Here is an 11,725-nt window from a genome sequence, read left to right as displayed (position 1 = left end):
GTCAAGGATTCATTCGACATCGGAACGAAAAAATCCTCCCGATTTTCGTTGGGAGGGTGCGAAATGTGAGGTTAAAATCCAATCTTTTAAATCAATCATGCGTAAATGTTTTGGGGACGAATCGGTGCCAGTTATAATCATCGGCACTAGCGAATCTTGTTTATGAAGCCCCCCGTGGCTTGCTCCTCCAACATGAGTTGGAGAGCCTTCACCGATAAATTCAAATCCCGGTTTAGCACTTGCAACAAGATAATTTCCTCCATGAGAAGTCAGCGAGCTGTACAATCGGGCCAGTGCATCCGGATATTCATCATAAAAAATCTTATTGTTCTTTACCGTAAGATTCAAAACTCCTGCATCTCCTGCTAGATCCCACGATTGTTCATACTCATCCACCAATGGCCCATTCGGTTTAAAAATGAGTCTTCCCGGCCGAACTCCAGATATGACGTGCACGGATTCTTTTTCCATCCAGGCAATGACATCCACTCTGTCGTCTTTTTGCAGCGTTTTCGCGATATCCGGAAGTGGCGCTCACCACCCGAAATTTGTCGAAATATTGGTAATTGAAAGATAAAGGGGAGGGTATTACAATGATGGGTGAGAACTAATGTTCTGTGATTGGGAGGGATGGATGAGTGACGGTGAAGATTTTAAGCATTGGGTTGAGGGGGTTAGAAGGGTATCGGGTGCAGGTGGAGGTGCAGGAGGTGCCGGGGATTGCGGCGATGGTGATTGTTGGGTTGCCGGATGCGTCGGTGAAAGAGGCAAAGGAACGTGTTCTTGCTTCGCTTTATGCTTTCGGCTGCGACTTTTTTGATAAAAGGCTCGTTGTTCATTTGTCTCCGCCGGAGCGGAAAAAACATAGCCCGATGTTTGATTTGGCGATGGCGATTGGGATTTTGAAGGCAATGGGCAAGCTGACAGCGCCGGTTTTCCCCGATGCAGCGTTTTTAGGTTCGTTATCGTTGGATGGAGCGATTCAGCCGGTGGATGGCATGCTTCCAGCGGTATTGGCAGCAAAGAAGCTCGGTTTTCAAAAAGTATACCTTCCGTATGATCCCACACTTCCGCTTCATCATTTGAAAGATCTCGATTGTATCTTTGTTCAGACATTGGAAGAAACGGTGCAATATCTGCAAGGACAACGTGTTCTTTCGTTATCCCCAGCTTTTCGCACTCCTGAAATTACGAACTCCCCGCGAAAGCATCATCGGGATTTTCAATCGATTATTGGCCATCATCAAGCAAAGCGTGCATTGGAGATCGCAGCGGCAGGCGGACATAACGTGTTAATGGTTGGACCGCCTGGATGCGGGAAAAGTTTGTTGGCGGAAACATTTCCGACGATTTTGCCGAGCCTTTCTCATGATGCGCAGTTAGAGGTTATCAGTTTGTACCAGCTGGCAGGGGAAAAAATCGAGAGCGGCCATCCGCCTTTTCGTCATCCGCATCATTCCGCTTCATCGGTTTCTTTAATTGGCGGGGGAACGCACCCAAAGCCTGGCGAGGTGTCGCTGGCACATCGCGGTGTTTTGTTTCTCGATGAAATGGCGGAATTTGCGAGAAAGACGCTGGATATGCTTCGCCAGCCGTTAGAGACGGGGAAAGTGACGATTAGCCGTATTTCGTCGACGGTGACATATCCTGCGGACTTTATTTTGCTTGGGGCGATGAATCCGTGTCCGTGTGGATATTTAGGCTCAAGAACGCGCTATTGCACATGTAGTCCGAAACAAATTCAAGCGTATCGAAATCGTGTTTCCGGACCGATTTATGACCGGATGGATGTTTTATTGTCATTGGAAGTCATTGATTTCACCAAAGAAACGAGGGTTTCGGAATCTTCGGAAACCATAAGGAAAAGAGTAGAAGAAGCAAGAAGAAAGCAATATGAACGTTACGGAAAAGAAATAACGAATGGGCGTGTTCCTTTTGAGTTATTAATGGAAAAAAGCCCGCTTGCCACAAGGCAGCAACTTCTGTTGCAGCAATGGGCATCCCAGCATCAATGGAGCAATCGTGTACAAACGAAAATCATTCGGCTGGCAAGGACCATTTCCGATTTAAAGGGAACCGAAGAGATAGCGGATGAATCGCTTTGGGAAGCGATGACGCTAAGATGGCTGAAAACATATACGAAGCAACAGGCAACAGCGAGGTAAAAAGAATGGGACGGCAAAAGCGGATCTGGGTGCCCCATCGGTTTTATCATATCGTTTGCCGCGGCAATCGGCGTGATCCCCTATTCAAGGAAACAAATGATTTTCTCGCTTTTCTCCATATCCTCCACCAGCTTCACGAAAAAATCCCATTTGAAGTAGCCGCATATTGCCTTATGACGAATCACTTTCACCTGCAGCTGCGCTCAAAACAGGAGCCGATTTCGAAAGTCATGGCGCTCATGAACAAACGGTATGCGAATTATTATAATACTCGCTATCGTTTGACGGGACATGTATTTGAAAAGCGTTATTATGGTAAATGGATTGACAATGACAGCGGAATGTTGGAAGTGAGTCGATATATTCATCTCAACCCTGTAGAAGCTCATATGGCGCATGTGCCGGAACTTTACCGTTGGAGAGTTTATTTGTATATGCATCCAAAATCGCTGCCCCCGAAATTTATGAATATGGATGCATTATTAGATTACTTTTCAGGCACAAAAACAGAGCGGAAGAAAAAATATGCTGAATTTGTGAGGGGGTGAGGGTATCTGTCACTTGTCAGCCATCGAAAGCGCGTGGAAATGGCATCAGCGGAAAGGACGATGATTAGGCCGCCCCTTGGTGGGGCGGTTTATTTATAGGCATTTTCTATATATAGCGGTTTCCCTAATGAAATGAGTGCAAGAAAATTCTTTAAGGTGTAAAATATAATTACAATACCGTTTTAAAAGGGAGAGGAAAGGTATATGGAAGGGAATATGGAAAAGAGACCCTTCAATGTTTATTGTAATTCCATTAGTTTAAGTATGAGTCTTCATGATATTATCCTTAATCTTCAACAACAATCGCCTGATGAAAATATATATCTGGGGAAGATTACTATGAGCCCACAACACGCCAAACAATTTGCTTATTTATTGTTGAATTACATTAAGCAATACGAGGAGATATTTGGTGAAATACCTTCCCCGCCGAGTGAGGAAAAAATTCAAAAGCTTTCGGAATTAGGAATTATTGATGTAAAGAGTGAGTAATAATGGAAGGTAACAAAACAAATACAGACTACATATTTATAACTAAAGACCCTTTTGGTAAAGAAGTAAGGCTTAAAAGTACAACATGGAATTACCATATTACTGGCGGGGATCATACAAGGGAAGAATTTATAGGTCAGGAAGAAACGATTAAAAGTGTCATTCAGGATCCTTGTTTTATACTGCCGAATAATCCGGAAGATAAAAATGATACTAGGCAAAAATACATAGACCTTGTTCAGTTACCTAAATTCAAGTCATTAAAAGCGTTAATCGTTATTGTCGACCATAAAAACGAAGAGTATGGCGACGTTGTCACCATCATTGCGAAAAGTAGGTTAAATCAGGAAACAGGAGGTGCGATTTATGTTCGTCCAAAATTTACAGGAAAACGTTAAATACTCCTATGACTATGATCACGATGTTCTTTATATTTATTTGGGCGAACCAAAAGTGTCGTACGATGACGAAGCAGCTCCTGGTGTGTTTATCCGGTTTTCTGAAGAGGATGAGGTCATTACTGGCATTGTGATTATGGACTACAAGAAGCGGGATATTGATCTTATAAGGAAATATATACCGGTAAATATCAACTTTCATATGATCAATCAACAAATTCACTAGTTTTAAATGAATTTCGGGTTGTTTTAATGTGTTGGTCTGTAAGACGAGCCTTCTTTTCAATTAGGAACGGCACGTTTATTCTTTATTTAGGACAGGATGGCGGATGCCATCGTTGTATGCGTGCCTGTCACGATCTGAAATTATCATTGGGCGTTTAAATTAGAAACCGGTACGAAAGTATTTAAACAGCTGTTATTAACAGAAGGAACAAGTTAAAACGTTGAGGAAAATGTAACTTGATGTTCAATAATGAAAAAGATATGATGTATATAAAGAAAAAGAAGACAAAAGTCGGGGAAACTAGAGGTATGTTTAATGAAGTACTTTGTTGGTTATCATGGGACTAGCTCAGTCTTTGCGGAAAAAATTTTATGCACAAATTTTGTCGTAGATCACACAAAAGTTGGCTGGTTGGGGACAGGGATTTACCTGTTTGAAGAAAATCAGGAATTAGCTCGTTCATGGGCTAATTATAAGTACCCTAATAGTAAAAAGGGAGTAATTAGGTGTGAAGTAGAAATAGCGGAGGAAGAAGTATTTGATGTTGTAGATCCTCTGGGTGAGCATAACAAGTTCTTTCATGCTGTAAGAAAACAACTTATTGAACAAATTAAGAAAAGAAATTTACAACTTAGAGCTAAAAATCGAAAGGATTTTGATGGAAAAACATATAATTTTATTTGCAAAGCCAAGGGGTTTAAGTTAGTAAGAGCAGCAACATATACCTACCAAGATTACGACAGAATCTTTGGATTAAGTTCCAGAGTGCCAAATGGTATTGAATTATGTGTTAAGGACATAAATTGTATAAAAAACAAGCGGCTTGTTTAGTGAGGTGGAAAGAAAATGATGAATGCTGAATTGGAAGCAAAAAAGCTATTTGAGTCTTTATCGGATGAAGAATTAATACAATTGCTTCAAGAATCCGGTTTCGAAGTGACAAAGGGGAGCGGTGAAGTTATTTATACAGAATCCGTTGTTAGTGGCAAGGTAACGGTCAAGTTTAATCCGAGCAACCCAATGGCGGAAAAGCCAGCAAAAATGAATTCTTTTCCTTTGGCTTGTTAATTTTAAGGTATAGGAGTATTCATGATGAAGGATGCAGTTAGTGTATTACGATTTCATACTTACTCTGTAGATGAAATGATCTATCGTAGAAATTACGAATTCTTTTCAAGCGAGCAAGAAATTGAACTTGACTTTCATTTAGAGGCAAAAGCAATTCTCTCTGATGGGAATGATAAGTCAATCATTATCTTGACCTGTAAGATCTTTAGTGATGATTTTGAAAAAAATAACGCTCCTTTTTATTTAAAGACAACCGTAAGAGGATTCTTTACATGTAGTGAGGGAGTAAACATTGAGGACTTTCAATTTCATGGTATGGCCATTTTATTGCCGTACGTTAGATCAATTATAACAAGCTTTACTGCGCAGTCAGGTATTAATCCAGTTATTTTGCCACCTATAAATGTGTATAAGGTTTTTGGAAAATCCGAAACCGAATAGTCTTCATTATTGCATTGCGATCCCAAAAGTAGACAGTATAAATTCGGTTTTACGAAGGAATCAGAGTGATAAAGCTCTGATTCCTTTTCTTTTCTCCGTCTTTTTCTCAGTGTCTCAGAACCCTGAGGAACTGTCAAGGAAAGCACTTGACAGCCCCTCGGAATTCTGAGAAAAGGTAGGTAAGACGAGAAGGAGGAAATGCAGCCCCCTTGTGCTTGCCTTTAACTGGCTCTTGCATATTGAACAGGTGTTTGATAATCTAGAACACCTTGTATCCGTCGATGATTATAGTACCGAATGTAATCATGAATCAGCTGCTTTGCCTCTTCTATGGTTTTGACGTTCCTCAATTCCTGATGAATCTCTGTTTTGAGATACGAGAAAAAGCTTTCCATGCATGCGTTATCAAGAGCATTGGCTTTTCTTGACATACTTGGTGTAATCGAAAACGTGTCCATGAGCGTTTTCCATCTGGTGGATCGATTTTTTCGCGATCCCAATAAAGTTTTATTTCACTTCCACTTCCCAAAACAACGACTGGATATGAACGGCACGCCTATCTTTCAGATAATAGCGCCGTTTATTCCCGCTGTTCGGCGATCGTTTGATCGATGGCTTCTAACTCATTTGTATTATACATTTTCTAAGAATTTATTGGCTATTTCAATAAATTTTTTACCATCTTCGTACGGGAAATATCTCATACTGTTTTCATGTACTAGTTTTTCTATTTTAGCCCATGTATTAATATCTTTATTGTTATATATTTGTTCTAATTTCTTGATTTCCTCTTTTAAAGCCTTTGATACCCATTTAGGCTCATCATTGAGAAATTCTAAAAACTTATCCTCTAATTTTGCATCATAAAAAGTCTGGTTATAATACGAATCAAAAAAATATTGAAGGTTTTCAAACTCTTTTCTTATATCCATCTCTTACACCTCTTATTTTAAACTTTTTAAATTAAAATTGCCAAAATATTTATAAAAATATTGTCGAAATTTGGTATAAAAACAAAGAATCCCCGCCAAACAGCAGGGGAATTACACAATAACAGACAGATACCTTTCTTTTTCAATTCTTCTGCAAGCCTTTTCGCATTTTCTCTTTCTGTAAATGCTCTGACTTGCATACGGTGTGATTTTTTGTATGACGATTTTTGTTGTGGTTGTTGGGGTTGTTGGAAGTGATCCGATATATTCATCGCAACTCTGTAGAAGCTCATATAGTGCATGCACCAAAACATTACCGCTGAAGAATTTTTTCGTATATGCATCCAAAATTGCTGCCTTCGAAATTTATGAATATGGATGCATTATTAGATTTACTTTTTATGCGTAAAAACAGAGCAGAAGAAAAATATGTTGAATTTGTGAGAGGGTGAGAGTGCTTGTCACTTGTCAGCCAGTCGTTTCAGCCGGGACGGACTCCGCTTTTATCGGATGTGGTGATTGACACGTGCGGGGCGAGGATTGCGTTATTTGTTGTGCGGATTTATTTACGAGGAACATGTTCTTAGGTGTGATAAAGATTGCGAATCCCCTCTATGTTTTTCATGGTTATAGAGATCCTCTGCTTTCTCTTCTAGCTATATCCGCTGCATCCATTCCATTGCTGACTTCTCCATAATGGTTCGTTCCCCATCCGGTGATGACATCGTGGAAACAGATCAACGAGGTCATGAAACAAAAAGCAGAAAAGGAGATGGGAACCCTCCACTACGAGAAAAAACGGCCCATCCAAGAGTTGTGGGAAGAAGAAAAAGAGAAACTGCTTTTCCTTCCAACCGAACGATTCGAAGCGATGCACCTCAAAGGAACGCTATTGGACAAGTATGGGCGTCTTCGATTCGATGATTCCTTCTTTTCCGTTTCCGGAGGAATGGCCCAGCAGTCCGTTTGGATGAAAGTATTTCCTCAACTGACCTAATACCACATTCGTAACGCCTATATTTTTTACAAATTTTAGGGTATGATTTCTTCATTCATTCGGTTTTCAGAGCTTAAATTGAAATAAGATGTTTGGGACGTAATAAGAAATTTTATAATAATTTGACCGAATAACGATGTAAGAATAAAATATATAATAAGAAAAACAAAAAAATAAGTATGTTTGGAAGCGAAAAAATAGAAAGGAGATGGATTTATGGGCGCTATGGGGTTTGCAGACCACCAACCAAATGTTGTGGTAAAGGCAACAAGCAGGTTATCTAGTCGTGGACAAGTCGTAATTCCGATTGAAATACGGAAGACCCTGGGTCTCACAGAGGGTGATGATTTAACATTCATTTTAAATAAGGATGGCGAAATTAAGGTGGAAGTCGTAAAGAAGCAACGTGTATCGGAATTACTCGGCATTCTAAAAACAAATAAGCCCTTTCAACCAGTTGATGAAATCCGGAAAGAAGTATATCGGAACATGGCGGAGAAGGAGTTAAAGGACAGGGAGGAAGATTAATTGGCACGGAAACTTTGGATAGATACGAATGTGATCATTCGGATCATAACGGGCGACCCAAAAGCATTAGCAGAAGAAGTGGGAGAAATGCTTCAAAAAGTAGAGGCTGGGGAATTGATTTTGCGCCTAACTCCCCTTGTTATAGCTGAATGCTGTTGGGTATTAGCATCTTTTTATGAAGCAGACCCTAAAGATATTTCGGATGCCTTGCTCAAATTCACCAATAGTATCGGAGTGGAAACGGAAGAAAAATCGGTCGTTCAACAAGCGCTTCGTGATTACGCTGAAAAAAATGTTGACTTCATTGATGCCTATATAGCAGCACATGCTAAAGCGAATCCGCCTGAGGATGTAGTCACATGGGATAAGCACTTCAAACGATTGGATATCCGTCATGATAGACCGGGAAATTGGTAAAGGAAAATCGGTCAAGTCAGAAGTTATGGTATTTACGTAATGTTCATCAATACCTCGTTAGAAAATGGAGTGAACCCTTCCGTTCGTGTTGTGTATATGAATGATAAATCAACACCTCATTGGTGGCTGAAAGTAGCCTTTGAGTGCGAAATTCCTTCTTTTCAAGAGGCAACATTGGATGAATTATCTCCTGTTATGGGATAATACTTGTCGTGCTCTGGAGTTTGTCAGAGATTTAACATTAGCGGGGATGGCTTGGTCATTGCCATGGATATTGATAACCTCGGCAACGGCTTAGGTTATTCCGACGAAGAAGCGATGGAAACATGTGAAAAAGTCACCGGCCGCAAAGCCGTCATTGAATCCACCGACCGCCGCCCGGTTGGTGCGGTGCTCCTTGCCGCCTTATCACAGGACATCAGCATGCCGAATAGGGGAAAACAAGTTATTAGCGCGTCCGTCGTTAGAAGAAAAAGCACAAGGGTCATCATGATAAAAGCCCGGCTACTGCTCATTTCCCCAGCGACAAACAGCCCTCGGCCCAATCGAATGGCGGTGGGAGCCTGTCGCCGCTGGCCGATGAAAAGAGCGCCCCTGTTCGTTACGGCTCTTTGTCGGGGATGGTCGTGTCGCGTGACAGGTTATTTGCCCATTTCTTTCGCCAAATCTGCTACTTCAGCGACGGTTAATCCGGTCCGTTTCGCAATCTCATGAATAGGCAGGACATCTAGTAAGTTTTTTGCGATTTCAATTGCCTTCTGTTTTTCTGCTTCTTTCACTGCTTCTTCTTTTTCCTGTTCGAAAAGCCGAATGACTTTTATCATTTTGATCCACTCCTTCACTTTTTTGGCATATTCTTCGTCAATAAACTTATCGGTAGCGGTTAAGATGCCGGCGATGACGTGTAGTTGCGTTGGTTCGTCACGAATTTCTTTCGCGAGCTCGATCGTTTTTTCAATCATCGTTTGCCGGTCGAAACGACTATGCATTAGCGGAACAAGAATGAGTTTCATCGTTTCTTCCGTTGTTAACGGTTCGTTGTTGAGAATTTTTTCTTCGATGGCATGGAAAATCGCATCTCCGTTGTATTCGCAAAGCAATACGGCTTTCGAAGAAATCAACACATCTCCAGCGTGTAATTGTTCGTGAGCGCTTGTGACTTCGCTTGTATAAATGACAACGATATGAATAGGCCTGATTTGTTTCTGCTGTCTATAGTATGTGTGCAAAATTCGGTAAGCATAATCGAGGTACTTTAAATGGTTTTCAATAAATCGTTGGTTGCTTTCGTATTCAAGGAGAAGGATCGAATCATCTTCGAGAAGAAACAAGGTGTCTGAACGTTTTTCATCCGCTCGTACAGCTGGATATTCATTAGGCAACAGCGTCTTAATTTTCGGCAGTCCATGTAGTCCGTAAACATCGAGCGCTTGGTTTTGGTACAATTCGCTTAACGACTTAAATAAAACGTCTTTCGCATGATACGATATACCACCTGCCATTTTTCCATCCTCACTTGTTTTTACTATTATTATACTCCCCCGTCTTAGTGCGTGTCATCTCTGTCATTGGGTTTGGTGCCTGTCACCGCCCAAAGCTGCCTGTCACTTGTCAGCCATCGAAAGCGCGTGGAAATGGCATAAATACAGAGCCTCCTGTTGAATAAGTTTCGGCAGGAGACATTTTTCTGACACCGCATGTCGCTTTATGTTGGCCTTATTCGGCAGCTGCCGAAGCCCTCCCAATTCCGCTTTCAGTGTCTCCAACAGTTTTTTTCGCTCTTGTCTTGACGTTCATCTTCTTTTGAACTGTACACCAACATATAGCACTGACACGCCTCGCTATCTCCAGTGGTGATCTCTTTGACATATAAATTTCTCAAACTTGGTAGTATCGGCTGCGACAGTTTATCTTTTCTTTCGGGGCGTCCTTTCCGGATCGCATTTTCCCACACATGATATAATGTCTGCCTAGATTTTAAGTTTTGCTGACTACAAATTCCACCCATAAATCACTTTTAAATTTACTTTGTTATCAGAATCCAATATAAAGAGATCACAGATGAATCAATCAAGGAAGAGATTGTGTTACGACGAACGAAAACATATGATCAACAGCAACAGGGTGTAATGTATAGTGTATGCTTGCAAAGCTGTCGCGTTTGATTTTCATGTCATGTGGAGAAAATGGGTAGTGGACAATGTTCAAAGGAATAGAAATCATTATACAGTTTATATTATGATGGTGTTAAATGGACGATATTTATTGGAGTGATGATGGTGAAACTGGCATTCACTAATATTGGTATGGTGGAAAAGGCGGAAATTGAGTTAAATGGCTTAGTATGCATTGCGGGCGAAAATGATACTGGAAAAAGCACCGTTGGCAAATTGTTATTTTCGATTGTCTATGCGCTTAATCATTTTGAGGAAATGTTTGAGCAAGATCGCACCCATTATTTATTAAATCAAGCAGAACTGTTTTATTTCAGGCTTCGCCGCTTAATTCGTTTATCTGACGAAGATCGTTTGTTTTTTGGAGTGGAATTTCAACATGAATTATCGCATTGGCTTAATTCTGAGGAAAATGTGACGGAGAAATTAACAGCAACAATTGAGAAGCGTCTATTGAAATTAGAACATTTGCACTTAGATGAAGAAGGAAAGAACCTATTAGCGGATATGCTCACGGAAACCATTGACTTTTTGAATGTTGCTCGTGATGAGGAAAAAATAAAGCAAGAAGCAGTGGAAATGGTGATGAGAAGCGAATTTCAAAAATCCATTTCACGTCTTAACAATGAAAACGCTGAATCGCTTGTTTCGATTACGGAAAATCATCAAGAAATTCTTCGCCTGGCTTTAAAAAACAATCGTTTGACGGAATTTAAGTTGGGAGATCCTCTCTACTATAAGGATGTTATTTATATTGAATCTCCATTTGTATTTTACTTTATCGATTTGCTGCAACGATTTATGGCTAGACGCCTAATGCAAAGAACAAATCGGGACCAAAGCATTCCATATCATTTAAAAGATTTATTCGAAAAGTTGAAATCGAAAAATCCGCAAATGTTTTCGATGTCAGAACATATTGCGAAAGATGCAAGTGAAAATTCACTATATCATTCTCAACTTGAGAGCTTAATGGGCGGGAAAATGTATTATAAAGAGATGGAAGATGAATTTGTTTTTCAACGGTCAGGCGGGCAGGAAGAAAAGTTTGCATTAATGAATACAGCCACAGGAATTAAAGCGCTGGGAATTTTTCAATTGTTGTTGCAGTCGGGATGGTTGACGAAGAGAACGCTTCTTATCATTGATGAACCTGAAGTTCACTTGCATCCTAGCTGGCAAATAGAGTATGCGCGAATTTTGGTCGAGCTAGCCAAAAGCGAAGGGGTCCATATATTAGTAAATTCCCATAGTCCATATTTTATCGAGTAACTATTCACCCCAGTGCTAGTGTATAAAAAAGCCCAGCACAAATAGGGCATTTCGGTCATAGAAAATG

18 protein-coding genes are annotated in these 11,725 nt (G+C 40.5%); 14 read left to right on the top strand and 4 right to left on the bottom strand.

The window, feature by feature from the left end:
- Window positions 1-9: 9 nt before the first annotated feature.
- A complete protein-coding gene (locus DCC82_RS15740) occupies window positions 10-471 on the bottom strand; it encodes an alkaline phosphatase family protein (protein WP_233253052.1) in 462 nt (153 codons plus the stop codon).
- Window positions 472-638: 167 nt separating this feature from the next.
- On the opposite strand from DCC82_RS15740, the gene DCC82_RS15735 reads away from it, so the two are divergent.
- The 8 genes from DCC82_RS15735 to DCC82_RS15700 all read left to right on the top strand — a co-directional run bounded on the left by DCC82_RS15735 (window position 639) and on the right by DCC82_RS15700 (window position 5,338).
- Window positions 639-2,165 carry a YifB family Mg chelatase-like AAA ATPase gene (locus tag DCC82_RS15735; RefSeq protein ID WP_097354972.1) on the top strand — a complete coding sequence of 509 codons (1,527 nt, stop codon included), beginning with the start codon at window positions 639-641 and terminating at the stop codon, window positions 2,163-2,165.
- A gap of 5 nt (window positions 2,166-2,170) precedes the next feature.
- Window positions 2,171-2,713, top strand: a complete 543-nt coding sequence (locus DCC82_RS15730; RefSeq protein WP_097354971.1) for a transposase — start codon at window positions 2,171-2,173, stop codon at window positions 2,711-2,713.
- 204 nt (window positions 2,714-2,917) lie between these two features.
- Window positions 2,918-3,205 carry a DUF3467 domain-containing protein gene (locus DCC82_RS15725; RefSeq protein ID WP_015865262.1) on the top strand — a complete coding sequence of 96 codons (288 nt, stop codon included), beginning with the start codon at window positions 2,918-2,920 and terminating at the stop codon, window positions 3,203-3,205.
- 2 nt (window positions 3,206-3,207) lie between these two features.
- Complete coding sequence (locus tag DCC82_RS15720) at window positions 3,208-3,603, top strand: hypothetical protein (protein WP_097354970.1); 396 nt, start codon at window positions 3,208-3,210, stop codon at window positions 3,601-3,603.
- Complete coding sequence (locus DCC82_RS15715) at window positions 3,572-3,829, top strand: DUF2283 domain-containing protein (protein WP_015865260.1); 258 nt, start codon at window positions 3,572-3,574, stop codon at window positions 3,827-3,829. The genes DCC82_RS15720 and DCC82_RS15715 overlap by 32 nt, the downstream gene beginning before the upstream one ends.
- A 315-nt stretch (window positions 3,830-4,144) precedes the next feature.
- Window positions 4,145-4,660: a hypothetical protein gene (locus tag DCC82_RS15710; RefSeq protein ID WP_015865259.1), complete on the top strand. Its 516-nt coding sequence runs from the start codon at window positions 4,145-4,147 to the stop codon at window positions 4,658-4,660.
- Between the two features lie 15 nt (window positions 4,661-4,675).
- A complete protein-coding gene (locus DCC82_RS15705) occupies window positions 4,676-4,897 on the top strand; it encodes a type II toxin-antitoxin system HicA family toxin (RefSeq protein WP_015865258.1) in 222 nt (73 codons plus the stop codon).
- Window positions 4,898-4,918: 21 nt separating this feature from the next.
- Entirely contained in the window at window positions 4,919-5,338 is a 420-nt protein-coding gene (locus DCC82_RS15700) for a protein-export chaperone SecB (RefSeq protein WP_015865257.1), read from the top strand.
- A gap of 221 nt (window positions 5,339-5,559) precedes the next feature.
- On the opposite strand, the gene DCC82_RS18775 is transcribed toward DCC82_RS15700, so the two are convergent.
- Window positions 5,560-5,769, bottom strand: coding sequence for an IS3 family transposase (locus tag DCC82_RS18775; RefSeq protein WP_353652438.1), 210 nt, complete (start codon window positions 5,767-5,769; stop codon window positions 5,560-5,562).
- Between the two features lie 201 nt (window positions 5,770-5,970).
- A complete protein-coding gene (locus DCC82_RS15690; protein WP_015865256.1) occupies window positions 5,971-6,270 on the bottom strand; it encodes a hypothetical protein in 300 nt (99 codons plus the stop codon).
- 458 nt (window positions 6,271-6,728) lie between these two features.
- Between DCC82_RS15690 and DCC82_RS15675 the strand changes: the two genes are divergently transcribed.
- From DCC82_RS15675 to DCC82_RS15655, 5 genes are all read left to right on the top strand, one after another.
- Window positions 6,729-6,857, top strand: coding sequence for a VanZ family protein (locus tag DCC82_RS15675; RefSeq protein ID WP_233253051.1), 129 nt, complete (start codon window positions 6,729-6,731; stop codon window positions 6,855-6,857).
- Between the two features lie 161 nt (window positions 6,858-7,018).
- The gene (locus tag DCC82_RS15670) at window positions 7,019-7,267 is read left to right on the top strand and encodes a hypothetical protein (RefSeq protein WP_041269758.1); all 249 of its coding nucleotides are present in this window, start codon (window positions 7,019-7,021) and stop codon (window positions 7,265-7,267) included.
- Window positions 7,268-7,483: 216 nt separating this feature from the next.
- Window positions 7,484-7,795, top strand: coding sequence for an AbrB/MazE/SpoVT family DNA-binding domain-containing protein (locus DCC82_RS15665; RefSeq protein WP_015865255.1), 312 nt, complete (start codon window positions 7,484-7,486; stop codon window positions 7,793-7,795).
- Entirely contained in the window at window positions 7,796-8,212 is a 417-nt protein-coding gene (locus DCC82_RS15660) for a type II toxin-antitoxin system VapC family toxin (protein ID WP_015865254.1), read from the top strand.
- A gap of 39 nt (window positions 8,213-8,251) precedes the next feature.
- Window positions 8,252-8,416 (top strand): hypothetical protein, encoded by a 165-nt coding sequence (locus tag DCC82_RS15655; protein ID WP_233253050.1) that lies wholly within the window; start codon window positions 8,252-8,254, stop codon window positions 8,414-8,416.
- A 437-nt stretch (window positions 8,417-8,853) separates the two neighbouring features.
- On the opposite strand, the gene DCC82_RS15645 is transcribed toward DCC82_RS15655, so the two are convergent.
- Window positions 8,854-9,714 carry an RpnC/YadD family protein gene (locus DCC82_RS15645; protein WP_015865253.1) on the bottom strand — a complete coding sequence of 287 codons (861 nt, stop codon included), beginning with the start codon at window positions 9,712-9,714 and terminating at the stop codon, window positions 8,854-8,856.
- Between the two features lie 771 nt (window positions 9,715-10,485).
- Here DCC82_RS15645 and DCC82_RS15640 point away from each other — a divergent pair.
- Window positions 10,486-11,658 carry an AAA family ATPase gene (locus DCC82_RS15640; protein WP_097354969.1) on the top strand — a complete coding sequence of 391 codons (1,173 nt, stop codon included), beginning with the start codon at window positions 10,486-10,488 and terminating at the stop codon, window positions 11,656-11,658.
- Window positions 11,659-11,725 lie beyond the last annotated feature (67 nt).

It is taken from the genome of Geobacillus sp. LYN3 (assembly GCF_003064505.1).
Classification (GTDB): Bacteria; Bacillota; Bacilli; order Bacillales; family Anoxybacillaceae; genus Parageobacillus_B; species Parageobacillus_B toebii.
The sequence above is the reverse complement of the archived record's forward strand: the minus strand, read 5'-3'. Positions and strand labels throughout refer to the sequence as shown.